25 protein-coding genes are annotated in these 23,674 nt (G+C 62.1%); 10 read left to right on the top strand and 15 right to left on the bottom strand.

Annotation, left to right across the window (positions count from 1 at the left end; translation table 11 throughout):
• Position 1: 1 nt before the first annotated feature.
• Both NKJ80_RS16880 and NKJ80_RS16875 read right to left on the bottom strand, forming a co-directional pair.
• A complete protein-coding gene (locus NKJ80_RS16880; protein WP_023667978.1) occupies positions 2-598 on the bottom strand; it encodes a histidine phosphatase family protein in 597 nt (198 codons plus the stop codon).
• Positions 595-1,698, bottom strand: a complete 1,104-nt coding sequence (locus NKJ80_RS16875) for an inositol-3-phosphate synthase (protein WP_023681094.1) — start codon at positions 1,696-1,698, stop codon at positions 595-597. Before NKJ80_RS16875 ends, NKJ80_RS16880 begins: the two co-directional genes overlap by 4 nt.
• Before the next feature lie 14 nt (positions 1,699-1,712).
• On the opposite strand from NKJ80_RS16875, the gene NKJ80_RS16870 reads away from it, so the two are divergent.
• Positions 1,713-3,593 (top strand): hypothetical protein, encoded by a 1,881-nt coding sequence (locus NKJ80_RS16870; RefSeq protein ID WP_352497980.1) that lies wholly within the window; start codon positions 1,713-1,715, stop codon positions 3,591-3,593.
• Positions 3,594-3,601: 8 nt separating this feature from the next.
• On the opposite strand, the gene NKJ80_RS16865 is transcribed toward NKJ80_RS16870, so the two are convergent.
• The 9 genes from NKJ80_RS16865 to NKJ80_RS16825 all read right to left on the bottom strand — a co-directional run bounded on the left by NKJ80_RS16865 (position 3,602) and on the right by NKJ80_RS16825 (position 12,820).
• Positions 3,602-3,787, bottom strand: coding sequence for a hypothetical protein (locus NKJ80_RS16865; protein ID WP_023667982.1), 186 nt, complete (start codon positions 3,785-3,787; stop codon positions 3,602-3,604).
• 94 nt (positions 3,788-3,881) lie between these two features.
• The gene (locus NKJ80_RS16860) at positions 3,882-4,922 is read right to left on the bottom strand and encodes a UDP-glucuronic acid decarboxylase family protein (RefSeq protein ID WP_023681096.1); all 1,041 of its coding nucleotides are present in this window, start codon (positions 4,920-4,922) and stop codon (positions 3,882-3,884) included.
• Positions 4,923-4,945: 23 nt separating this feature from the next.
• The gene (locus tag NKJ80_RS16855; protein WP_352497979.1) at positions 4,946-6,049 is read right to left on the bottom strand and encodes a CgeB family protein; all 1,104 of its coding nucleotides are present in this window, start codon (positions 6,047-6,049) and stop codon (positions 4,946-4,948) included.
• Positions 6,046-7,140 (bottom strand): CgeB family protein, encoded by a 1,095-nt coding sequence (locus NKJ80_RS16850; RefSeq protein ID WP_023667985.1) that lies wholly within the window; start codon positions 7,138-7,140, stop codon positions 6,046-6,048. The genes NKJ80_RS16855 and NKJ80_RS16850 overlap by 4 nt, the downstream gene beginning before the upstream one ends.
• The gene (locus NKJ80_RS16845; RefSeq protein WP_352497978.1) at positions 7,137-8,267 is read right to left on the bottom strand and encodes a CgeB family protein; all 1,131 of its coding nucleotides are present in this window, start codon (positions 8,265-8,267) and stop codon (positions 7,137-7,139) included. Before NKJ80_RS16845 ends, NKJ80_RS16850 begins: the two co-directional genes overlap by 4 nt.
• A gap of 2 nt (positions 8,268-8,269) precedes the next feature.
• The gene (locus tag NKJ80_RS16840; protein WP_023681099.1) at positions 8,270-9,370 is read right to left on the bottom strand and encodes a glycosyltransferase family 4 protein; all 1,101 of its coding nucleotides are present in this window, start codon (positions 9,368-9,370) and stop codon (positions 8,270-8,272) included.
• Positions 9,355-10,647, bottom strand: a complete 1,293-nt coding sequence (locus NKJ80_RS16835; protein ID WP_352497977.1) for a TIGR04295 family B12-binding domain-containing radical SAM protein — start codon at positions 10,645-10,647, stop codon at positions 9,355-9,357. Before NKJ80_RS16835 ends, NKJ80_RS16840 begins: the two co-directional genes overlap by 16 nt.
• Entirely contained in the window at positions 10,644-11,717 is a 1,074-nt protein-coding gene (locus tag NKJ80_RS16830) for a GDP-mannose 4,6-dehydratase (RefSeq protein ID WP_352497976.1), read from the bottom strand. The genes NKJ80_RS16835 and NKJ80_RS16830 overlap by 4 nt, the downstream gene beginning before the upstream one ends.
• Positions 11,714-12,820, bottom strand: coding sequence for an NAD-dependent epimerase/dehydratase family protein (locus tag NKJ80_RS16825; RefSeq protein ID WP_023681102.1), 1,107 nt, complete (start codon positions 12,818-12,820; stop codon positions 11,714-11,716). The genes NKJ80_RS16830 and NKJ80_RS16825 overlap by 4 nt, the downstream gene beginning before the upstream one ends.
• Positions 12,821-13,037: 217 nt before the next feature.
• Here NKJ80_RS16825 and NKJ80_RS16820 point away from each other — a divergent pair, with 217 nt between their 5' ends.
• Entirely contained in the window at positions 13,038-13,313 is a 276-nt protein-coding gene (locus NKJ80_RS16820; RefSeq protein ID WP_023667991.1) for a hypothetical protein, read from the top strand.
• Positions 13,314-13,528: 215 nt separating this feature from the next.
• On the opposite strand, the gene NKJ80_RS16815 is transcribed toward NKJ80_RS16820, so the two are convergent.
• The 4 genes from NKJ80_RS16815 to NKJ80_RS16800 all read right to left on the bottom strand — a co-directional run bounded on the left by NKJ80_RS16815 (position 13,529) and on the right by NKJ80_RS16800 (position 16,856).
• Complete coding sequence (locus NKJ80_RS16815; protein ID WP_023681103.1) at positions 13,529-13,855, bottom strand: low affinity iron permease family protein; 327 nt, start codon at positions 13,853-13,855, stop codon at positions 13,529-13,531.
• A gap of 110 nt (positions 13,856-13,965) precedes the next feature.
• Positions 13,966-14,448 carry a DUF2269 family protein gene (locus tag NKJ80_RS16810; RefSeq protein ID WP_023741841.1) on the bottom strand — a complete coding sequence of 161 codons (483 nt, stop codon included), beginning with the start codon at positions 14,446-14,448 and terminating at the stop codon, positions 13,966-13,968.
• Positions 14,448-15,734 (bottom strand): SDR family oxidoreductase, encoded by a 1,287-nt coding sequence (locus NKJ80_RS16805; protein WP_352497975.1) that lies wholly within the window; start codon positions 15,732-15,734, stop codon positions 14,448-14,450. The genes NKJ80_RS16810 and NKJ80_RS16805 overlap by 1 nt, the downstream gene beginning before the upstream one ends.
• A gap of 165 nt (positions 15,735-15,899) precedes the next feature.
• Positions 15,900-16,856 (bottom strand): NAD(P)/FAD-dependent oxidoreductase, encoded by a 957-nt coding sequence (locus NKJ80_RS16800; protein ID WP_031196940.1) that lies wholly within the window; start codon positions 16,854-16,856, stop codon positions 15,900-15,902.
• Positions 16,857-17,044: 188 nt separating this feature from the next.
• On the opposite strand from NKJ80_RS16800, the gene NKJ80_RS16795 reads away from it, so the two are divergent.
• The 8 genes from NKJ80_RS16795 to NKJ80_RS16760 all read left to right on the top strand — a co-directional run bounded on the left by NKJ80_RS16795 (position 17,045) and on the right by NKJ80_RS16760 (position 23,673).
• Entirely contained in the window at positions 17,045-17,386 is a 342-nt protein-coding gene (locus tag NKJ80_RS16795) for a DUF768 domain-containing protein (RefSeq protein WP_023696361.1), read from the top strand.
• 156 nt (positions 17,387-17,542) lie between these two features.
• Positions 17,543-18,577 carry an ABC transporter substrate-binding protein gene (locus NKJ80_RS16790; RefSeq protein ID WP_031193032.1) on the top strand — a complete coding sequence of 345 codons (1,035 nt, stop codon included), beginning with the start codon at positions 17,543-17,545 and terminating at the stop codon, positions 18,575-18,577.
• A 10-nt stretch (positions 18,578-18,587) separates the two neighbouring features.
• Entirely contained in the window at positions 18,588-19,355 is a 768-nt protein-coding gene (locus NKJ80_RS16785) for an ABC transporter permease (RefSeq protein WP_023741839.1), read from the top strand.
• Complete coding sequence (locus tag NKJ80_RS16780; RefSeq protein ID WP_352497974.1) at positions 19,355-20,026, top strand: ABC transporter ATP-binding protein; 672 nt, start codon at positions 19,355-19,357, stop codon at positions 20,024-20,026. The genes NKJ80_RS16785 and NKJ80_RS16780 overlap by 1 nt, the downstream gene beginning before the upstream one ends.
• Positions 20,023-21,198 carry a lanthanide ABC transporter ABC transporter substrate-binding protein PedA1 gene (locus NKJ80_RS16775; RefSeq protein WP_352497973.1) on the top strand — a complete coding sequence of 392 codons (1,176 nt, stop codon included), beginning with the start codon at positions 20,023-20,025 and terminating at the stop codon, positions 21,196-21,198. The genes NKJ80_RS16780 and NKJ80_RS16775 overlap by 4 nt, the downstream gene beginning before the upstream one ends.
• Positions 21,186-22,148 carry a PQQ-dependent catabolism-associated beta-propeller protein gene (locus NKJ80_RS16770; protein ID WP_023741837.1) on the top strand — a complete coding sequence of 321 codons (963 nt, stop codon included), beginning with the start codon at positions 21,186-21,188 and terminating at the stop codon, positions 22,146-22,148. The genes NKJ80_RS16775 and NKJ80_RS16770 overlap by 13 nt, the downstream gene beginning before the upstream one ends.
• Complete coding sequence (locus NKJ80_RS16765; protein ID WP_023700002.1) at positions 22,145-22,870, top strand: lanthanide ABC transporter ATP-binding protein PedB/LutE; 726 nt, start codon at positions 22,145-22,147, stop codon at positions 22,868-22,870. Before NKJ80_RS16770 ends, NKJ80_RS16765 begins: the two co-directional genes overlap by 4 nt.
• The gene (locus NKJ80_RS16760; RefSeq protein ID WP_023729521.1) at positions 22,867-23,673 is read left to right on the top strand and encodes a lanthanide ABC transporter permease protein PedC; all 807 of its coding nucleotides are present in this window, start codon (positions 22,867-22,869) and stop codon (positions 23,671-23,673) included. The genes NKJ80_RS16765 and NKJ80_RS16760 overlap by 4 nt, the downstream gene beginning before the upstream one ends.
• Position 23,674 lies beyond the last annotated feature (1 nt).

Genomic DNA, 23,674 nt, shown 5'->3' with positions numbered 1-23,674 from the left:
GTCAGGCAGCTTCGTTCATTCGCAGGAGCTTGGAGCCCCAGTCACCCGACACGATCGTCGTGATCGAGGCTGGATCGATGTCGAAGCGGAAGCAGTCGCCGACCGGCAAGCCAAGCACCTTGCAGACGGCGGCCTTGATGACGTCGGCGTGGCTGACCAGGGCGACACACTGGTTCGGATGCCGCTCGCGCACTGCGTTCATCAGTGCGACGATCCGCTCCTGGACATCCAGCATGGTCTCGCCGCTCGGTGTCCTGGCCTCCTGCCGCTGGTCGTTCCACGCCCGCCAGCCGGCGTCGCCGTTCAACTCGTCGAAGGTCTTTCCCGACCAATCGCCGAAATCGATCTCATCGAGTTCGGCGCAGATCGCAATCTCACCGACGCCGCAGGCAAGCGCGATCGGCACGGCCGTCTCTTGCGTACGCTCACGCGGGCTGCACAAGATGGCTTCAATCGGCTCCCGGGCCATGCGGCCACCAAGATGCGCGGCCTGCGCCTTCCCAGCCTCGCCAAGGCAAACGCCGTCCATTCGTCCTGCAAGATAGGAGCCGACATTGTCGTGCGCTGCATGACGGATCAAAAAGAACGTTGTCGTCATTCCGCGGCATCCAGCAAAGGCTCGTCCTTGCCGGCGATGAAAGCGAGCGTGCGCTGCCGCGCTTCGGCGTCGGTGAACTGTTCGGGAGGCGACTTCATGAAATAGCTGCAGGGGCCGGTCAGTGCTCCCGCTATGCCGCGATCGAGCGCAAGCTTGGCGCAGCGTATCGCATCGATCACCACGCCGGCTGAATTTGGAGAATCCCAGACTTCCAGCTTGAGCTCGGCGTTGAGCGGCACGCCGCCGAAGGTCGTCCCTTCCACTCGGATATAGGCCCATTTGCGATCAGTCAGCCACGGTACGTGGTCGCTGGGTCCGACATGAATATTGCCCGGCTCCAGGGGAACATCGAACTGGCTGGCCACGGACTGGGTCTTGGAAATTTTCTTTGATTCCAGCCGCTCGCGTTCCAGCATGTTGAGGAAGTCGGTGTTGCCGCCGAAATTCAGCTGATAAGTGCGATCGATGCGCACGCCGCGCTCGCGGAAGAGATTGGCCAGCAGGCGGTGAACGATGGTCGCCCCGACCTGGCTCTTGATATCATCGCCGACCAGCGGCAGCCCTCGCTGCTCGAAGCGCCGGCGCCATTCCGGACGTGAGGCGATGAAAACGGGTATGCAGTTGACGAAGGCGCAGCCGGCCTCAAGCGCGCATTCGGCGTAGAAGCGCGTCGCCTCCTCGGAGCCCACCGGCAGGTAAGAGACCAGCACGTCGGCGCCGCTGTTGCGCAGGATTTCGCTGACGTCGGCAACCGGCTCCGGCGCCTCCTCGATTTCGTCGCGCAAGTATTTTCCGATGCCGTCAAGTGTCGGTCCGCGCTCGACGCGAACGCCGTTTGCCGCCGCATCGGCAAAGCGGAACGTGTTGTTCGGGGCGGCGTAGATTGCTTCAGCGACGTCGAGGCCAACCTTGCTCCTGGCGACGTCGAATGCGCAGACAATCTCGATGTCGTCGACATGGTAACCGCCGAGGTCGGCATGCATCAGCCCTGGGATTGGTTCGTTGCTTTTTGCGTGACGATAATAGGAGAGGCCCTGCACCAGGGAGGATGCGCAATTGCCGACCCCGACGATACCGACACGAACCTTTTTCGATCCCACGAAACTGCCGCCCTATGCTGTTCAAAGGTAAGTTCCTGCCGCCGAACCACCAGCGTGCCGGAATGTTCCTTGGCCTGCCGAAAAATTGCGCAAGACAGCATGGATCGAAGCAGCGCTCGCTGCGTTGCCGCAAGGCAAAGCATTGGAAAACGATGATCGTTTACGGCGACCAGAAGCGGAGGCAGAGCGCAGAACGGCTTCGCGATGCTGCGAGCGAAATTGCTCAAAGTCTGGACCGCATGGCTCATGGCGTCCGACGCCATGCCGCGTTGGTCGGCCTATTCATCAGCGTATCGGAACTGGTTCGCGCGCTTGCCGATGTCGATTTCGAGAACAGGGGCATCGACATCTTTTCGCCGCGGCAACAGCAAGGCGCCAGATTGCTGGTTGGTCTTGCGGCAGAGGTGGCGAAGTCGTGGCGAAGCGGTTTCGCCGTGGGCGGTGGCATCGACCCGGGACTTCTCCAACTGCTGGACGGGTTGGATTGCGAGGCTGAGGTTCTGACCGGTTCTGCCGAGGGTTACGCGCATTACGCGCTTTATCCCGAAAGCTATTTGGGAGCGGCGCAGGAGTCAGGTCTCGATGCGAACACATGCGTGATCGGCATCCGCAGCATCGGCCTGGGGCTTGCAGCCATAGTGGCTGCCGCGATTGGCGCGCCGGCGCCGTTCAGCGTTCGTCCGGTCGGCCATCCTTTCCGCAGGCACATCAATGCCGATCCGCGCTCGATCGCTTCCTGGAAGAACAATCCATCGGCACGCTTCGCCGTTGTAGACGAAGGTCCCGGTCTGTCCGGCAGTTCGATGCACGCCGTCGTCGCGTGGCTGCGGGAACTGGGTATTGGTATGGACCGCATTCACCTGTTTCCCAGCCATCCTGGCAACCCGGGCATCGAAGCGTCACGGGAGGCTAGGGAGACATGGTCGCGCTGTCCGAAACATGTGGCGACGGCGCTCGAATGCACCTTCCCCGAAAGCTCGAACATTCCCACGCTTAGCGAATGGGTGGCCGAGGCGGTCGGCAGCCCCGAATTACGCCTGACCGAACTGTCTGGTGGCGAATGGAGGAGCGTCCACTACGTCGACGAAAAGCATTGGCCGCCGAGCCCGCGCGGCATCGAGCGGCGTAAATTCCTGGCGTCCGCGGGGTGTGGTCGCTGGCTCGTCAAATTCGCCGGCCTCGGCGAAACCGGACGGCGTAAGAGACGAGCCGCGGAAATGTTGGGGAAAGCCGGGTTCGGATCGCAAGTGGTCGGGCTTTGCCACGGCTTTCTGGTTGAACGGTGGATTGACGGCACCACGATGGACCAGGCGCCGCTGCCCAGAGGAAGGCTGCTCGCGGAGTTGACGCGCTATCTAACCTGGCGGGCGCTCAATCTCCGAACATGCGAACCGGGTGCATCATTGCTCGCACTCGCGGAAATGGCTGTTTCCAATACATCTGAAGCCTTGGGCGAGAACCGAGCGGCGACGTTGCGCGGCTGGCTCTCGAAAAAAACCCCTGCGCATGTTCTGCAGCCGGTGGAAATCGACGGAAAGCTTCACGCGTGGGAGTTTCTCGTTTGTGCCGACGGCTCGGTGGTCAAGACAGATGCCGTCGACCATTGCCGGGCACACGATTTAATTGGCTGCCAGCCGATAGAGTGGGACATTGCCGGCGCCCGTGTCGAATATGGACTGCCCGACAGCGATGTGAAGACATTGGTCGAGGGGATGGGGCTCGATATTGACAATGGCCACATCGATTTTTTCGAACCCTGCTATTTGGCGTTCCAAATCGGGCTCTGGAGCACGGCTGCGCAATCCGAAAATGGCCAGGAAAAAGCAAGGCTGGCCGCGACCGCAGACCGATACAGGGCGGGGCTGATACGATTCCTGGACGAATCTCAGGTGTAGCGTTTCGATCAATCCAGCCTTCGTAGCATGTCTGCTTCCTGCTCGAGAATAGCGGCCACTTCCTCGCGCTGCAGATGCGTCATCATCAGGCTGACGCAGCACTCGAGATAGGTGATCGAGGAGCGCCGCAGATAGGCAGCCGCCTCGCGTTCGGCAATCTTGTCGACATCCTTCGCGGGTCGCTTGGGTTGCATGAGGATGATCCTCCGTATCGGGTCCCTCCCGCCAAACTACAAGGTTGGATGGATGTTCCGCACGATCTCCGGGCAGGTCCGGCCGCGGCCCACGTCATGCAGGAAGGTTCTGCAGCCCGCCTGCGGGTCTCCTTTTGGCAAGGCCTGTCATCTGATCGCCGATGCCGGTGCCTTCGAGCGCCGCGAAATAATCGATCGTCAGCTTGAGCCCTTCGTTGAGCGGCACTCTCGGCGACCAGCCGAGCAGCGTTTTCGCACGCGAAATATCAGGCTGCCTGCGCCGAGGATCGTCTTGCGGCAGGGGCAGAAATTTCAGATCCGACTTGGTGCCGGTCATCGCCTTCACCAATGCCGCCAGTCGCACGATGGTGAATTCTCCGGGATTGCCCAGATTGACCGGCTTGCCCGGATTGGGGTCGATGTTCATCAGGCGCATCAATCCATCAATCAAGTCGGAGACATAGCAGAAGGATCGCGTTTGCTGGCCGTCGCCGAATATCGTCAGCGGACGCTTCTCGAGCGCCTGCATGATCAAATTCGAGACGATGCGACCGTCGGCCGGATCCATTCTCGGACCGTAGGTGTTGAAGATGCGCGCGACGCGGACGTCGGCCTTGCCGGCCCTTAGATAGTCGAAGCAAAGCGTTTCGGCGGTGCGCTTGCCCTCGTCGTAGCAGGCGCGTGGGCCGGTGCAGTTCACATGACCGACGTAATCCTCCCTTTGCGGGTGTTGTTCCGGATCGCCATATACTTCGCTCGTCGAGGCCTGCAGCAGTCGCGCGTCATTGCGGACAGCGAGTTCGAGCAGGTTGAGGGTTCCGATCACGCAGGTACGCGTGGTGTGTATCGGGTCGGCCTGATAACGCGGCGGTGAGGCGGCGCAGGCCAGGTTGAAGATGTGATCCACGGGCTCGCCGAGATCCAGTGGCCGGCAGATGTCCTGCTCGATCAACCGGAAACCGGGCCGGTCCATGATCGAGATGATGTTTTCCATGCGCCCGGTCAGAAAATTGTCGACGCAGATCACGCGCCAGCCGTTGCGGAGCAATACTTCGCAAAGATGCGAACCGAGGAAACCCGCGCCGCCGGCAACAAGCACCGTCTTTGCCCTGTGCGCCTTTCTTGTCTGTCGCATCGCTGTTTTCTCCTGTCTGCCGTTCATGCTGCACTTCCAATGTCGAGATCGAGGGCCGTCGCCCTTGGTTGGGTCAGCGCCGCCACGAATTCGCGAGCCCTGGCCGCGCCGGTGTGGGAAGCGAGGACGAGTTTGCGAGCCCGGCCGGCCATGGCCAGGCGTGCGCGCTCGGACTCGCCAACGAGGATATCGATGACATCGTCCGTCTCCGCTGCGGTGTGGATCGCCGACGCGGGAAAGAAGCTGTCGAGCCCTGGCCAGCGGTCGCTGACGATGGGCGTGCCGCAAGCCGCCGCTTCGAACAGGCGCACGCTGGGCGACCATCCTGCGGTGATCATGGAACTGCGTGTGACATTCAGCGTGTAGCGCTGACGGCTATAGAACGCGGCGTGATCGGCTGGCGGCAAATGTTCGATGCGTTCGACATTGTCCGGCCAGATGATGTCGGATGGATATTGGGAGCCGGCCACGACGAAACGGAGGCACGGCATATGCCGTGCGGGCTCGAGCAGCAGAGCGTTCAGCGTTGTCTGCCGGTCCATGCTGTAGGTGCCGAGATAGCCGAGATCCCAGCGGATCGGATCTCCTGTCGGGTGATGCCGTTCCGGATCGACCGAACAATAGAGAGGTTCGGCATGGCGCGCGCCGAAGTCTTGCGCCAGATGGCTGAGCGTTGGTCCGCCGGTGAAGGAGAAATAGACATCGAAGTACGGAATTTGCCGCGAACTCAGATAATCGCAATCGTCGGCTGAAAGCTTGGCCAGGGTCACCGGGGTGTCGATGTCGTAAAAGCAGAGCTGCCCCTTGCAAAGCGAGGCGACGATGTCGATGACCTGGCGTCCTTCTGGAACAAAGGATCCGATGACAATGATGTCGGCCTGCTCCAGGCACTGTGCGTAGTCGCGTTGCAGCTCCGCAGTGGTTTCGTAGTAGCGCAAGGCGCAGAACTCCGGATCGCGCAGATCGCGGTGATTGGCGTACCAGGGCACGTTGCGCTCCAGAAAAGTCACCCGGTGACCGAGTCCGTGCAAGCCTTTCAAAAGACCCCGGAAAGTCGTGGCGTGGCCGTTTCCCCAGGATGAGGACAGCGACAGGCCGAGAAAGACGATGTCCAGTTTCTTGGTCATTCCGCTGCCTCCACGGCCCCGTGCTCGAAATGACGTTTGAAGACGGCATCCGCCACATCCGCCCGAAGCGCGTAGGTATGGTCCGCCAGCACGCGGTGAAGTGCGGCTTGGCCGATTGCCTTGGCCCGCCCGGGGGTCAGCGAGCGCATTATTTCGGCGACATCGCCGCCGTCACGCGCGACCAGGATCTCCTCGCCTGGTTTCAGGAACAGTTCCACGCCCAGCCATGCATCCGTGATGAGACAGGCGCCGGCGCCAGCCGCCTCGAACACTCGCGTGGCCGGTGAAAAACCGTTGGCGGCCATGCTATCGCGGCTGATGTTCAACACGGCTTTTGGGGTGACATTGAAGGCGTTGTGATCGCGGGTGCCGACATGGCCGAGCCAGCCTACATTGGTGGGGAGCGGCTTGTCGCCCCAACCCGAGCCTCCGAGCAGGAAACGCTGTTTCGGCAGCTGGCTGGCGGGATCGAGGAAAAACGATTCGACACGCGCTTCACGGTCCGGCAGCCGGTTTCCGAGGAACGCCAGGTCGCAGGCAAAACGCGCTTTGCTGGCGACCGGATGGTGCGTTTCGGGATCGAGCGCATTGTAGATGGGCACGCACTCCTTGGCGCCCATGGCACGATAGGCCCAGACAACGGGATCGCCGCCACCATAGGTCAGCACGAGGTCGATCTCCTGCAGTGCACGATGGAGCGGGTGGTCCGGCTCGTCGCGCAACTGGGCAAGCGTGGCTGGCGCATCCACGTCCCAGAATACGACAAGCGCGTCGCTGCGGGCGTGGTCGAGAACGGCGCGAAGCAGCGCCTCGTCTTCGAAACCGACGCCACTCGCCTTGACGACGATGTCGGCGCCGGCGGCACGTGCCGCCACCTGCATCAGCGCATGCTGGGTCGCTTCATAAACGACGACAGTGCACCAGTCGGGCGCTTCGATGTCGCGGTTCTTCTGCCGGTCGTAGACATCGGGTTCGTAGAACGTGATCTCGTAACCCAATTGCGAAAGTGCCTTGAGCAAACCGCGATAGTACGTCGCGGCACCGTTCCAGTAGGACGACAAAAGGCTCGATCCATAGAATGCGATTTTCATGCGACGGCTTCCTTTGCGGCTGTCGGGACGGCGGTGTGTCGGTTCGCGCATTGCGTGAGCACGCCGAGCAACTCGTCGACGCGGTGGCGGCAGGTGTGCCGCGAGCGGATGGTCTCGAGACCCGAGGTCACCAGGGAGGCCGCAAAGTCCTCGTCGGACAACACCGTCCGAAGCTGTTGCCGCATTTGCGAGCCATTCTCGGCAAACAGGAAGTCGATACCGGGCCTGAAAAGCTGCTCGACATCGGACCATGGCGCTGAAATCAGCGGAATGCCGCAGGCGAGTGCCTCGAACATGCGGATCGTCGGGATACCGGGCAACCTCTCACGATAGGGGCGCCGTGGAACGTGAACGGTGACCCGATGCGCGGCGAAGGCCTTCGGCACGTCGGCATTGGCGATCCACCCCTCATAGCGCAGTCCGGCGGTGGCCAGATCCGCGAGTGCGGTCTTGGGGTAGCGTACGCCGTGAACAGCGGCATCAAGGCCGAGATCGTGCACCGGCTCGATCAGAAACTCCTTGAGTTCGGCGGTCCGCTCATCATCGCCCCAGTTGCCGATCCAGACCAGATCGGAGGTGGGGTGGATCTCCGGGTGCGGCTTGAACAGGCGATCGTCCGCCGCTTCATGCCAGGTGAAGACGCGCTTGCCCCAGCCGGCGCGCAGATAGCTCTCGCGCAAGGTCTCGCCAAAGGCGAGAACGCCGTCATAGTGCTCCAGCCGGAGCGCCGAGAGCGCCTCGGTCGCAGACACGGCCCGGTGATGGGTGTCATGAAAAAGAAGGATGAAGTTGCCGCCGGCGGCCCGGGCACGGCCAATACGTGCGACAAGCTCCGGATCCGTCCACTCATGAACGATCACAACGTCGGCCTCGGCGATCCAGGCTTCGTGATCAAATCCGGCATCGTAGGTCACCGGCATCAGTTCGGGAAAATCCTTGCGGAAGCGTTCGATGGCGAACGACCCCTTCTCAGCCAGCAGATTCGACCGGCTCCAGCCATTCGCCGGCTCCAGCGCAATCGCCTGATGCCGGCGCTGGACCAGCTCTCGCATGACGCCGCGCAGGAAATGGGCATTGCCATGGTTCCAGTCGGAAACGACCGAGTGGGTGTAGAACACAAAGCGCATGATCAGCGCTCCGCCATCGCTAAGGCCGCTTTGTCGTAGACGCCGCGCATAGCCGCTGTCTGCTTTGTCAGCCTAAACCTGCGGCTGCGTCGGATGGCTGCCTGGCCAAGCTCTCGCCGGAGCTCGGCATCGCTGGAGAGACGGTTGAGGCAGGCAGCGAGATCGTGCGGATCGCGCGCGTCAAAGAATATCGCGGCCCCGTCCCATAGTTCGCGATAGGTGGCGATATCGGAAAGCACCAGGGGCGTAGCCGACATGGCGGCTTCCAGCGCGGCCAGGCCGAATGGCTCGTAGAGCGATGGCGATACGAAAATACCCGCGCGAGCCATCAACGAACGCACCTCATCGGACGGCACTGCTCCCAGAGGAACAGCATGGCTGAAGCTGACATGCTCGCCGTTTGGGCCGTTCGTCGAACCGGCGGCAAACAGAGGCCATCGCGTCAGGGACGCCGCCTGATCGACCACCGCCGCATTTTTGCCCTCGTCCCACCAGCGGGCAGCGGCGAAGACGAGCGGTTGGTGCTTTTCGGCCTTCGGCAGAGGACGGGCACCATTTGTGACCACACTCAAGCGCGCGATCGGGCCGTAGCAGGTCTCTAGCATGTCGGCATGGCTGCGGCTCGGCGCGATGACCGCGTCGGCCCGATCCATGCCGCGTCTGTTGCGCTCCTTCTGCCAGGCCCATGCCCCATCCGCCGCCTGTCCTCTGACCGCATGGAACCAAGTCGTCACGCAGGAATGGGAGACCACCACGACCGGGCATGGCGCGTCGAATCCCGCCGCCTGCGACGGCGCGTTGAAATGGACAAGGTCGATGGCGTGGTCGCGCATGGGCGCATGCAACTCCCGAGGCAGCGCGTCGAGATCACCGCCGTTCCGGGTCATCCAATCCGGCGGCGTGTTGAGCCAGATCAGCTTCGCGAAAGCCTCCGCCTCGTCGGCCTGTTGCCTGGACGGTGGCGGACCGAGACCGGCAAGCACTACGCTATCGCCGCCATTGACAAGTTCCCTGGCCAGGTCGAGCGCATAGCGCCACACGCCGCCCACGGCATCGACCGTCATCAGGATGCGCCGCGAGCGCGGCGTCAGTGTCCGCAACATGTCGCCTCCAGTTCCGCCAGCGGACGCGGGCGCCTTTCCTGGATGTCGCTGAACTTCTGGAATGATGCGAGATAGTGATCATGGGCGCGCTCCCAGGCGAGGTCGTCGGGTTCGCCCCAAAGCTCGCGATAGCTTGGCGAACTCGGATATGGATAAAGCGGTACGGGTTGATTGGCCCACACGCCGTTGTCGATCAGGTGCGTTCGCCAGTAATCGACGAGGGCAGGATCATCCTCGACGACGCCGATCAGATTGGCCTGTACGAACGGAACGTGACGCCTGGCATTGACGAGCAGCGCGGCGAGTTCCTCGGTACCCAGCCGGCAGCGTTTCGCCAGCATCGCACGACCTTCCACGGTCAGGCTTTCGAGACCGGCCTCGATGGAGACGCAGCCAGCCGCACCAAGCAGTTCCAGCAGCTCGGGTTTCCAAAGGTCGATGCGGGTCTGCACACCGAACTTCACGTCGCGATGGATCAACGCTTCCAACAGCGCTTTTTGCGGCAGGAAGATTTCATCGATGAAATAAATGTAGCCGACGCCTTGGGCAATCAGCCGATCGATTTCCGCTATGACCGCCTCGTGGTTTCGGCGGCGATAGGCATCGCGGAAATCGATCTTGGCGCAGAAGCTGCAATTGTATGGGCAGCCGCGCGATGCTTCGACCTCCGCGCCGAACCCAACCTGATTGTCATCGAACCTGTGATGGTGATGCGAATGGGCAGCGATCCAGTCTGATGGCCATTGGAGTGGCGGATGATCGACAAACGAGCTGGCGTGGACGCTGCCGGTCAAAACCACCTTGGCCTCGCGCAGGTAAGCGGTCGAGGGCACAGCGCTCCAGTCGTCGCGCCGGGCAAGTTCCGCGACGATTTCCTCGCATTCGCCGCGCACAACAATGTCGACGCCAAGCTTGCGCAAGGTTGGCGCGGGCGTAGCCGAGCCATGCGGCCCGACCGCGACTGTGCGTCCACCGCGCCCGGCGAGACGGTTGAGGAAATCGGCCGGCACGCGCAACTCGGGTGGTGCGCAACGCCAGAACAGATAAGTCGGGGCGGTACTGACTACCGTCATTGCAGGCGCGAAATCAGCCACACGCTCGGAGAGGTCCGAGTTGTCGAGCTTCTGCAATTGCCCATCCAGCATCAACACCTCATGGCCGGCTGTTTCGAGCAGGGATTTCGAATAGCCGAGTTCCAGCGGGAGATGTGGTTGGCGGCAGCCGAAATAAATGCTGTCGTCATAGGTCCAGAACGGGTTTACCAGGGCGACTTTCATGCAACGTACCTCACGACTTCGGGGCGAGGCTGGAGCCGGTGTTGTTGCAGCCAGTCTGCGAGATCGCGAATGCCTTCGCGCCATGAAACACGAGCTTTCCAGCCAAGCATCGCTTTGATCTTGCGGGTGTCGGCGACGAAGAAGGGCTGATCGCCGGTGCGTTCGCCATCATGGCGGATCGAAAGCTCACGGCCGGTCAAGCTACGGATCTCGCTCAACAGCATGCGCAGGCTGATCGCATTATCGGGGCCGCCGCCAAGATTGAATGCCTGGCCTTTGGTCGTCTCGATACGATCGAGCGTGGCCCTGTAGGCGGCGACCGCATCGGAGACATGCAGTATGTCGCGCACTTGTCTGCCGTCGCCGTAAATGGTGATTGGACGTCCCGTCAGCGCACTCAGCAGGAAGTGCGCGACCCAGCCTTGATCCTCGGTTCCGAACTGGCGCGGCCCGTAAATGCAGCTCATCCGCAACACCGCCGTCGGCATGCCGTAGGATTTGGCATAGTCGAGCACATATTGGTCCGCCGCGCCTTTGGAGCAGCCATAGGGCGTGCAGAAATCCAGGCCGTGGGTCTCGTCGATGCCATTCGCTTGGATGATGCCGTCGCAAGGCAGGTAACGATCGCCGTCCTCGCGCACCGCGACGTCGGGCAGGCTGCCATAGACCTTGTTGGTGCTGGCGAAGACCACCGGAACAAACTCACTGCTCAGCCGCGCCGCCTCGAGGACATTGAACGTTCCTCGAAGGTTGATGTCGAAATCCTCGTCCGGTTGGACCAGGCTCGTTGTGACGGCGGTTTGCGCGGCCAGGTGGAAGATCGCCTTGGAACTCTTCAGAACGGGCGCAAGCGCGTTGGCGTCGCGCACGTCAATCGTTTCGACCATGACGCGGCTTCCGTGTTTCTGCGCCAGCCATTCAAGGTTCTGTTCGACGCCGGGGCGGCTGAGATTGTCGATCACCAGCACCGGCTCGCCATCCGACAACAGGCTGTCGGCCAGGTTCGATCCTATGAAGCCGCTGCCGCCGACAATGGCGACGGGCGCGTCGCGTCGATTGCGCGTATTCATGACACCAGCCCACGTTCTTCAAGCTCGCGTTTCATGTCGGCGCCGCGGTCGATGGCGGACGAGTTGCGCACCCAGGAAACGAAATCGGCGAGCGAATTCTCCAGTTGTTGCCTCGGCTCGAAACCGAGCAGCTCACGGGCCTTGGAAATATCGGCGAAGCAGTTGCGGATATCCCCGGAGCGCGCCTTGCCGAGCAACTCTGGCGAGCGGTCCGGCGTTCCCATGGCCTCGGCAAGTACCCGCGCGACGTCGCTGATAGCATAGGCTCGGCCGCTGCCGATGTTGATGACGTGACCCCTTGCCTGGCGTTGCTGCAGCGCAAGACGAAAGGCGCGGGCAACGTCATCCACATGGACGAAATCGCGCTTCTGTTCGCCATCCTCGAAGATCATTGGACGTTGGCCGTTGGCGAGACGCGAAGCAAAATTGGCCAACACGCCGGTATAGGGGTTCGATAACGCCTGGCCGGCGCCGAAGACGTTGAACAGGCGCAGCGCGACCGCATCGATGCCATAGGCTTCGCCGAAGATCAGCACGGCGCGTTCCTGGGCGTATTTCGTCAGTGCATAGATAGAGGCGAGATCGACCGGCTTTTCCTCGTCCGTCGGCAGGGGGGAGAGGGGTTCGCCTTCCGGCGACAGCGGATTCCACTGTCCGTTTTTGATGTCGCTCGCCTTGCGCCGGGCATTGTCGATGCGCCGGCCGTCCGATGTAGCATAGAGGCCCTCGCCATAGACACTCATCGATGAGGCGACGACAATGCGCTCGACCGGGTGTTTGATCAGCGCCTCAAGCAGCGTCGCGGTGCCGAGATCGTTGGTGCCGACATAGCGCGCGATCTCGTACATCGACTGTCCGACGCCGACTTCCGCGGCTAGATGAATGACCGCGTCAACGCCTTCCAGCGCCTTGGCGACCGCCTCCCGGTCCCGAATGTCGCCCTTGATCAGCTCGGCCCCGGCGGGAAGGGCGACTGTTTCGCCTGCGTGCACCTGCTCCAGCAGCACATCCAAAATGCGAACCGAATAATCCTGCTCGATGAGTTCCTGGGCGACATGCCGGCCGATGAAGCCGCAGCCCCCTGTAACCAATATCCGTTTCACGACCACTCCTCAGACAGGTAATCTTGGCGACCCGAACTTTTCGGCAAAAGGTTTGTTCCCTTGGCTTCAACAAAGTTCCTTTGGCCGGCTTCGTTCGGAAGCAGCCACATCGCGCTCGCCGCGCCGTGCCGGAACATTGCCGCCCTTGTGCTGTTAGGACGCCGGCAGCCCCGACGATGCCCGATGTTGGCAACGCCGATGATCAAAGGAGATTTCAATGTCCCAGTCGCAAACGACCACCAATCACGACGAAATCCGCAAATGGGCGGAGGAGCGGGATGGACGGCCGGCAGTGGTTCGCACCAAAGGCGCGGGCGGCATCCTGCGGATCGACTTCGGCAAACCCGAGGAAGCATTCGAGCCGGTCGAATGGGATGAGTTCTTCCGCATATTCGACGAGAACGATCTGGCCTTTCTTTACCAGTCCAAGACTGGTGACGGACAAACCAGCCGTTTCAACAAGTTCGTCGAGCGCAACCAGAAGGGCGAATGACGCACTTCGAGCCGGCCGATTTGCCTGACCTGGTTCTCGGGCAAATTTTTCTGGATGCGGTGGAACAATAGGGGCTCCGATCCTTCCGTCGCTGAACCACAGCCGCAGCAAGGATCGAAGGCCTTGGCCCTGAGCGCAGGAGGCGGCGGGGCTGGATAGGCGTCAAAAGCCGGAAACCCGCTACTCGTCCTGCCGTGAAACCAAAACGCCGCTCATCAGTCGTCCTGCTGCCTGCGGTGGCGGTGTTTTTCGATTTCCTCGGGCTCTTCATCGTCGATCCGCGTGATGTTCGAGGCATTGTGGTCTGATCGCAGGATCTCATCCAGTTTGGCGTGAATGGCCTGAGTGTCGCGGTGCTCGGCACGCTGGATGAACAGCGTCATGGCCCACGTAAACAAGGTAGCCGCTCCATGCCAGTCCAGGGTCTGTCGCTCGAAGATCATCCAAAGGATTGCGTAGACCAACAGGATCAGGAATGCCGCGGGGCGGGAGGTTAATGTGCCGATTGAGGTAAGCACGCCGGTGACGGGATGATTGGCCATGCGAAAGAACTCGCGGCAGTGACCGTGGTTCCCGACCGCAGTGCATCGCGCCGGCACGAGCCAGCTAGGCGCGACGGATGAATTCACGGCGCAGTGCTTGCCGATCGCAGCTACAACGATGACCACTCGATTGCCGGGCGCGCAATCATCAGCCAGAAAATGGCGAGCACGGCGCCGAAAGCTGGGAAGCCGAAGACAAACCAGCGTCTGAACAGCTGATGGTAGCGCTCGGGAGGAGGTTGGTTGGAGAGTGCGGCCTGTGTGGCTAGATTTCGCATCTCGATCTGCATCCACACGACAGGCAGCCAGAACAGGCCCGTCAAGATGTAGAGCAGGATCGAGAGAACGATCCATCCTTCGGACAGCGAATACCCCGCAACCCTAGCGAGGCCCAGTCCGGTCAGAGGTTGTGCGATAACGGCCGTAGCCGTGAACAGGAAATCAGCCAGCACGACAATGCGGGCGACGGCTGCGATCGTCGCGGCATTCCCGGTCCGGTGTGCCAAAAGCATGAAAAAAGCAATGCCGGCACCAGTTCCGAGCAGCACAGCAGCGCCGATCACGTGCAGGTATTTAAGCACGAAGTACGTCATCAGCGTTCCTCCAGAATGGCCAGCGCTGCAAAATGCAGAACGAGGATCGGGAGGATTTTGATCAACGGCCCGAGTGGCTCAAGCCAAAGATCCGGCCGCAGAATGCTCCCAGCGATCGCATAGAAAAGCGATACCGCGATTGCGCCGAAAAGACCAAGCCGGCTGGTTGGGCGCCAGGCGACAAGCGCCCCGACGGCGATGTCAGCCAGCGCGCCGGCGACTACCGCCGGTTCGGCCAAGGGGCCGGCAGCAGTGCCAATCAGCAAGTCAACTCCGCTGCGCCAGCCGGCGGTGAGGGAAATGATGCCGGTCATGATCCAGAAGAGCGGCAAGACGACAAAGAGCGCCGGCTTGACGAAGTAAAGACCGGCGAACCATCGCTCCTGCACGGTCGCAGGATTTAGACGCAGTGCAGATGTAAGACCTGATGGTTGAATGCCGGTCGCCGTCATCCACGGCTGGGGATCGCCGACAGCGCCACGGGCAATCTCTTTTGCTGCATTGCTGCGCATGGGCGGGCGCCAGCCCAGCTGAGCCGCGGCATCCCCGAACCTGTACAAGATAGCTGCGGCCCAATTCGGCAAGATGAACTCCCGAGCACTGCTCCATCCGAACCAGCGGCGATAGCGACCCACGACCTCGCTCATCGAAAGTGCCTCGGGCCCAGCCAGGTCCAGCGTGAGGTGCGATGGGCTGCCGGGTTTGAGGAAGAACAGGACGGTGGAGATGACGTCATCGAGTTGGACGACTTGGAGATGGCCCGTGTCGGGCATCAACGGCAAGAGCGGCAACGCCGCGAGGCCGCGAAACAGTGCACTTGCGCCGAAGGCCGGCCTTCCCAGCACTACGGAGGGGCGCAGGATGACCCAGCTAAGGCTACGTGCCATCAGTGCTTCATCGCCGGCGAGCTTGCTGGCGGAAAAGGCGGACGGCTGCTGGCGATCGACCCCGATGGCAGAAAAGTGAATCACCTTGTTCACACCTGCTTGCTCACACGCGGTGAAGAGAGCCGAGGCGCCGGTAGAATGGACATGCCGGGTGTTTTCCCGGGCACTATCCTGGAGGACGCCGGCACAGTTTACGACGGCGTCCACACCGGCGAGATAGGGGATCCAATCCTGAGGTCGCAAGGCCCGCGCCATATCCCGGGAAACGGTTTGGATCTCCGGGTGGACGCCAGTGTCTGCGTGGTGAAGCACGCGGACCACTTCATGACTCTCGCCGGCCAGGCGCGCGCAAAGCGCGGCTCCAATCAGACCTGACGCGCCGGTGACGAGAATTTTCATTCCTTCCTCCAGCCGTTCGCCAGCGCGTGCCCGTCCATCAACCCAGCGGCTGCGCCTGGGAGAACTCTAGCAAAGCCGAAGCCGGTAGTCTCACGCCGGGTGGAACAGGTTCCGGGCATCAACGCAGCCAAAGGTGAGCCGGTACGGTGCGTTCGCATCTGCAGGTCAACTTCGCCGGAAGTTCGTCGCCGGCTCGGCGCAATCGCGGAGGTCGTTATGAATGTGAGTTGCAGCCTTGGCGGCGTCTCCGAACGCAACAGCAATTTGATTGAGCCCCTCGGCCACGTCGCCAATGGCATAGAGTCCTGGCGTTGAAGTCTCAAGGTGTCGGTTGACCAGGACATAGCCTTCTGCGTCACAGTTAGCCCCCAGAGCAACCGCGAGTTCGGAGCGTACGTCGCTGCCCATCGAAGGGTACACCACATCGATGTTGCGCATCGGGGCGCCCTCGGCCATGACGACATCGAACCCGGTTCGTCGAGGGATCAGGTCATCGACCGCGTCCCAGATTTCAACTCCGCCTGCCAAGGCGGCGCCGCGGGCAGCTTCGGAAACATCATCCTGGTTATTGGCGAGCAAGGCGACCTGACTGCCATATCCCTTCAGGAACAGAGCCTCCCTGACGGCGAGATGCTCCGGACCAACAACGCCGATGCGGCTACCCCGGGCCTCATATGCATCGCAAACCGGGCACAGTCTGACAATGCCGGTTGCGATCGCCTCCTCCAGTCTTTCAATGGGAGGTGCCTTGTCCACAATGCCCGTTGCCAGAATCACGCGCCTTGCTTGGACAATCCCGCAGGTGGTCGTCAGAACAAAAAACCCCTCGCGTTTTTCGGCGTGGCCTACGCAACCATGGACAAGGCTCGCGCCGTATAGCTGTGCCTGGGCTCGTAGGCGGCCGAGCAGTTCTTCCCCGCTGATGCCGTCGGGGAAGCCGGGACAGTTGCGGGATTTTGGGATGAGCTTGGCACGCGCATGCCCCGCGTCGAGCGAGATCACCGAACGCAGAAACCTGGCTAAATACATGGCTGCAGCGAGCCCCGCGGGGCCGCCGCCGACGATGGCAACGTCAAAAACTAGTGCGCCCGAAAAGCTTGGTTCGCCCGAAAAGCTTGGCATCGGGCCTAACTTCAACTCAACGAGCTTGTTCCACAGGGTCGAAATGGACGCAATCAGGATGCACACTGCACAATAAGAGTGAACTCCAATCGAGTCGTGAAGAGAAAGGCCACTGCCTCATCAAGCCTGCAAAAACCTCGTGGCTCCCAACGCTGTGAGTACAGCACCACTGGGAAAGTGAACGCATCATGGAACTTCGGCTCACCGTCGCGCTTAGTTTGGCGAAAGGGTGGTCTGAGATGAGCGCGACCAGAGAGTTTTTTCAAAACTGGCTACAGGAGAATGTCGGCACACTTCCTGGTCGAGAGGAAGTCAGCGTCGCGGTGCTCGCTCAGCAATTCGAGCAGGATGCCGAGGTGGCTGGTTATGGGCGTGAAGTAAGGGAGGACGAACTCGGAAACATCGAAGATGCTATCGTGCAAGCGATCGAGAACGCCGGGTCCGGGGTGCAGAGCCCGAGCTCCGAAAAGAGCGATCCGGCACCTGTAATGGACGCGTTGGAGGTCGATGATGCCAAGAGCGGACCGTAGCCCCTGACACCTTCTTCTGTTCGCCTGAACAAGCCCCCGGACTGCCGTACGAGCCGAAAAACGGACCTTAGGTGCTTTCCCGTTAGTTCCATGCACCATCGAGGAACATTCCTGCCGCCACCGCGTTAGGAAAGTTCCTTCACACCCGGTGCGCCCGTGCTGACTGCTACCCTTCCAGGCGAATGGCTGACCCGGCATGATCAGGGTCACATCTCGCGGCGGGCCGCTCTTGCGGGTATTTGTTGCTGGCTATTGGGTGCTTCCGCTGAAGCCGCGCCACAGCCATCGCCGCTCGTGCGATTTGGCGTGCTGGGATTTGGCACCGCCGCCTGGGAAGTTGACGTCATGCGGCGACATGCGTTGGACGCTGTGCACGGCGTATCAATCGAGGCTCAGCGGCTTGCCGGGACCGAAGTCGGTAAGACCGCATTGCTGGCGGGCAGCGTCGACGTCATCGTTTCGGACTGGGTGTGGGTCATGCGCCAGCGCAGCGAAGGCGCTGATCTGGTGTTCTATCCCTATTCTCGTGCCGTCGGCGCGCTGGAACTGCCGCAAGGCTCGTCCATTCGAACTCTTGCGGACCTCAAGGGCAAAAGGCTGGGGATCGCAGGTGGTCCGCTGGACAAAAGCTGGATCCTGTTGCGCGCGCTCGGCCTCCGTCAGGTGAAGCGCGATCTTGCTGAAGAGGTGGAGCCAGTGTTCGGCGCGCCGCCTTTGTTGGAGCAGGAATTTCTGGCGGGGCGACTGGATGCACTGCTGACGTTCTGGAATTTCGCCGCTCGTCTCGAGTCAGAGGGGGCAAGGCCTCTGCTCAGTGTCGCGCAAATCCTGCAGGGGCTTGGCGTATCCGTGGACTTGCCGATGCTCGGCTACGTCTTCCATGAAAGCTGGGCGCGGGCCAACCCGATAGCCCTCGCGCGATTCACGAGCGCGACCGCGGCAGCGAAGTCGCTGCTCGAGTCTTCGGACGACGAGTGGCGGGTGCTCGCGCCTCAATTGGGCACGGACGATCCTCACCTACAGGCGGCGTTACGCGCCGCCTATCGAGCCGGAATCCCTCGTCGTTTCGGCAAAGACGAACGTGATGGCGCGGCCCGGTTGTTTGCAATCCTGGCCAAATTGGGCGGCGAGGATCTGGTCGGCAAGGCGACGAGCCTCGATCCTGGTGTCTTCCGGGCCATACCGGCTTGAGCTCGCGCCAATGACCGATGTCCCAGCGTTCCCCATCACAATGCAGCGTTGGCAATCGGCTGCGGCATTGCTGACCATGGTGCTCGTCTGGCAGATTGCATCATCGATCGCCGCCGATCGGCTGTTTCCTGGTCCGGTCCAGGTTGTTTCGGTTCTCCTGCACGAAGCGGTTCGGGGCGAGCTGCCATACCATTTGGGCATCTCGCTTGCGCGCGTCGTGGCAAGCCTCGGGTCGGCAATACTCATCGGCGCGGCCCTTGGCTACGCGGCAGGCCGCTCGCACAGAGCCGACATATGGATGAGGCCTTGGATCGTCTTACTCCTCAACATGCCGGCGCTGATCACGGTCATTCTAATTTATATCTGGCTTGGTCTTGCCGAGACCGCGCTTGTCCTTGCGGTCGCGCTCAACAAGATCCCCAATGTCGTGGTGACTATTCGTGAAGGCGCCAGCCGGCTGGACAAGGACTTTGCCGAAATGGCTGAGCTCTATCGCTTCGGGCGTGCTGCAAAGCTGCAGCATGTCGTGCTGCCGCAATTGGCGCCGTTCTTTCTCGTCACCCTGCGCAGCGGGCTGGCATTGACGTGGAAGATCGTGTTGCTCGCCGAACTGCTCGGCCGCTCCAACGGCGTCGGGTTCCAGCTACAGGTCTATTTTCAGAACTTCGACGTCACCCACATCCTTGCCTATGCGATCAGCTTCGGCGTTGTGATGCTTGCCATAGAGTATGGACTGCTTGTGCCGTTGGAACGTCGTTTGTTCGCCTGGCGACGCTGATGCTGAGGATCAGGATCGAGGACAAGACTTTCCCCGGTGACGACGGCCAGCGCCGGACGATCTTTCGCGCGCTGTCGCTTGATATAGCCGACGGACAGGTCTGCGTCCTGACCGGCCCTTCCGGTGTCGGCAAGTCGACGCTGCTGTCGATCGTTTCGGGCGTCGACCGCGAATTTCGCGGCAGCGTGAGCGGACGACCGCTTCCGATAGGCATGCTGTTCCAGACACCGAGGCTGCTGCCCTGGCTCACCGCCTTGCGCAATGTAGAGATGGCCATCCCGGATTGCGCGCCCGATGCGGCCCGGTGGCTTGCCGCTGTCGGCCTGAAAGGCAATGAGAAGAGCTATCCGCAGCGACTCTCGGGCGGCATGGCGCGGCGCGTAGCGCTTGCCCGGGCGCTCGCCGTGGAGCCTGCGCTCCTGCTCCTCGACGAGCCATTCGCTTCACTCGACGAGGCGACCGCGCAAGCCATGCGCCGCCTGCTGCAGGATTGTTTCGCCAGTCGGCGGACTACCACGCTGCTGGTTACGCATGATCTCGCATATGCCTCGTCGCTGGGGGATCGGGTTATTGTTCTGGAGGGATCGCCTGCGCGCATCGTGCGCGATGTCGCAATCTCTGGTGGCGATGAAGCGGGATCGTCGCGCTTTGGGCTGGGGGCGACACAATGAGACTGTTGCTGGGCCTTCTCTTTCTTTTGCTGATCACCGGCCCTGGCGCCACCGAGCAACAGACGATGGTGATCGGGTATATCGGCCAGGAGCGCAAACCGGCTCTGCCCCTTGGACCCCTTGATGAAACCGTCACCGATGACGGCCTGCAAGGCGCTCGGCTCGGCATTGCCGACGACGAAAGCACCGGCCGGTTTTTCGGGCAGAAATTTCGGCTGGAGGAAAGGGTATTGAAACCAACCGAAACGCCGGACGACGCGGTAAGACAATTCGCCGATGCCGGCATCGCCTTTGTCGTCGCCGATCTCGACGCCAGTCAGCTTCTACAGGCCAGTGCCGCGCCCGGTGCCGAGCAGATGACGTTGCTCAACAGCCGGGCGCCGGACGACGTGCTTCGCCAACAGGACTGCCGTCGGAACGTGCTGCACACGATCCCGAGCCGCGCCATGCTCGCCGACGGGCTGGCGCAATATCTCGCCTGGAAGCGCTGGCAGCGTTGGTTCCTGCTTGTGGGGCCGCATCCGCAGGATCAGGCGATGGCTGCGGCCTTTCGACGGGCGGCGGCTCGCTTCGGAGCCGAGATCACGATCGACCAGCCGTGGACATTCAGGCCCGCCAACGGACGTGCCGATACAGGGCATGTCACGCTGCAGACCGAAATACCCGCGGTCACGCAGGTCAGCGACTATGATGTGCTCGTGGTCGCCGACGAGGCGGATGAATTCGGCGCCTATCTGGAGGGCCGCACTGCGCTGCCGAGAATCGTCGCCGGCACGCAAGGGCTGGTCACCACAGGCTGGAGCGCTGTCAGCGAGGAATGGGGCGCCACGCAACTGCAGGACCGTTTCCACAGGCAGGCAAGGCGCTGGATGTTGCCCAGCGACTACGCGGCCTGGCTCGCTGTGCGCAGTATCGGCGAAGCGGCGACGCGCCTGCACAGTCTCGATCCCGCGGCAATCGGCAGATATATACGCGGCGACGCGTTTCTTCTCGCTGGCTTCAAGGGGCAGGGGCTTAGTTTCCGTCCCTGGGACGGACAGATGCGCCAGCCCATTTTGATCGCCGGGCCTCGCCTCTTGATTTCCAGCTCACCGCAACCGGGCTTCCTGCATCAGCGCACGCCGCTCGACACGCTGGGCATCGACCTGGAGGAGAGCACATGCAAGTTCTGATGACGCTGTTGTTGGCGGCGTTCGCTCTTGCTGCTCCCGCCGCCGCCGAGACCATCTACGTTTCCAATGAGCAGGACAATACCGTCGCGGTCGTCGACGGCGTGACAATGACTTTGCTGGCGACGATCGATGTCGGCCGCCGTCCGCGCGGGCTGGCACTGTCGATCGACAACAAGATGCTGTTCGTCGCGGAAGGCGACGACAACCGCATCGACGTGGTCGACGTCGCGAAGCGGCGGGTCGTCGGCGAATTGCCTTCGGGAGCCGATCCGGAATTCTTCGCAGTCCATCCCGATGGCAAGCGGCTGTTCGTCGCCAACGAGAATGACAATCTGGTGTCGGTGGTGGACATCGCCGCGGCCAAGGTCATCGGTACCGTGGATGTCGGCGTCGAACCGGAAGGAATGGCGGCCAGCGCCGACGGCCGCTATGTCGCCTGCACTTCGGAGACCACCAGCATGGTGCATCTGATCGACGCAGGCACGCTTGAACTCGTCGACAATCTGCTGGTCGATACCCGGCCGCGCGCGGCTTTATTCTCGCCGGACGGGAAGCAATTCTGGGTGTCCTCGGAGATCCGGGGCACTGTCACCGTCTTCGACACGGCAACGCGCGCGCAGACCGGCAAAGTCGAGTTCGAGGTGCCGGGTATACGACGCGAGGGCGTGCAGGCGGTCGGCATGGGGACGTCCCGCGATGGCACGACCGTCTATGTGGCGCTCGGCCCCGCCAACAGGATTGCGGAAGTCGATGTGAAAACGCTGGCGGTCCGTCGGCTCTACCTTGTTGGTCAACGACCCTGGCACGTTGCGCTCTCCGGCGACCAGAAGCGCCTGGTCACCGCAAACGGGAATTCCGGCGATATCTCGTTTATCGATCTGGAAAACCAGGAGGTGGTGAAATCGCTGCCGGTGGGGCGGGGGCCGTGGGGCGTCGTGATCGGGCCATGAACGCCTTGTCGGTCGAGAATCTGGGTCATAGTTTCGGGAACCGGCGGGTTCTCGACGGCGTCTCTTTCTCTGTGGCCCAAGGCAGGATGTGCATCTTGCTAGGCCGCAACGGCGCCGGCAAGACGACGTTGTTCTCGCTGATCACCGGTCTTTATCACGCCCGCTCCGGCTCGGTGCATGTCTTCGACCAGGCGATGGATGTCAACCCGTCCGCCGCGTTGGCGCAGATGGGCGTCGTCTTCCAGTTGCCGACCCTCGATCTCGATCTGACGGCCGGCGAGAACCTGCGTTACCACGCGGCCTTGCATGGGCTTAGCCAGGCCTTGAGCAAGGAGCGCTCCATCCACGAACTCGGCCGGCTGGACGTGCTGGACAGGATCGACGATCCTGCCCGAGCGCTTTCCGGGGGGCAGCGTCGCCGTGTCGAGATAGCACGCGCTCTGATGCATAGCCCACGCCTTTTGCTGCTGGACGAGCCGACCACCGGGCTCGACGTGCCGGGCCGCCGCGCGCTCGAGCGGCACGTGCGGGAGCTTTGCCGCGAGCGCGGCATTGCCGTCCTGTGGGCAACACATTTTCTGGAAGAACTAACGGCGGATGACGATGTGGTGGTGCTGCATCGAGGCACAATGCGGTGGGCCGGCCGCGCCGATCGTCTGGCTGCCGATCTCGGTGTAGCGAGCACGGGCGAGGCCTTCGCGTCGCTGACGGAGTCCGAATGAAAACGTCTCACGCGGTGCGCGCGCTCAACGGCATCCTGCGCAGGGAGATGCTGCGCACGTTGCGGCAACGCGGTCGGCTGCTCTCGGCGATGGTGCGGCCGCTGGTCTGGCTGGCAATCTTTGCCGCTGGCTTCCGCTCCGTTCTCGGTCTGTCGATCACGCCACCCTACCAGACCTATGTTCTCTATGACGTGTATGTGGTGCCCGGGCTAGCGGCCATGATGCTGCTCTTCCATGCCATGGCGAGTTCGCTGGCCATGGTCTACGATCGCGAGATGGGCAGCATGCGCTTGTTGCTGACCGCACCATTGCCGCGCTGGTACCTGCTTGCGGCGCGCCTGCTGGCCAGCGTGATCGTCGGCGTGCCGCTGGTCTATTTGTTTCTGTTGATCGCGCGTTTCTGGGATGTGCGGCCGCCCGTTCTCGGCTACGTCGCGGTATTTCCGGCGCTCGTGCTGGCGGGCCTGATGCTTGGCGCGTTCGGCCTGCTTGTCTCCTCGGTTTCGACACAGATGGAGAACTTTGCCGGTGTCATGAACTTCGTCATCTTTCCGGTGTTCTTTGCCTCGACGGCGCTCTATCCGCTGTGGCGGCTTGCCGAGGCGGGACCGGTGCTGGCAACAATCGCCGCCTGGAACCCGTTCAGCTCGGCGGTCGAGCTGATACGCTTCGCGCTCTATCTGCGGTTCGATCCTGTCGCGGCGGTTGTGGTCCTTGGCTGCCTCGTCGCCTTCTTCCTCGCGGCGGTCATCGGCTATGACCCCGGCCGGGGCTTGTGGTCCCGGCGCGGCGGCGAGGGATGAA

It is taken from the genome of Mesorhizobium sp. M0030 (assembly GCF_040323695.1).
Classification (GTDB): domain Bacteria; phylum Pseudomonadota; class Alphaproteobacteria; order Rhizobiales; family Rhizobiaceae; genus Mesorhizobium.
The sequence above is the reverse complement of the archived record's forward strand: the minus strand, read 5'-3'. Positions and strand labels throughout refer to the sequence as shown.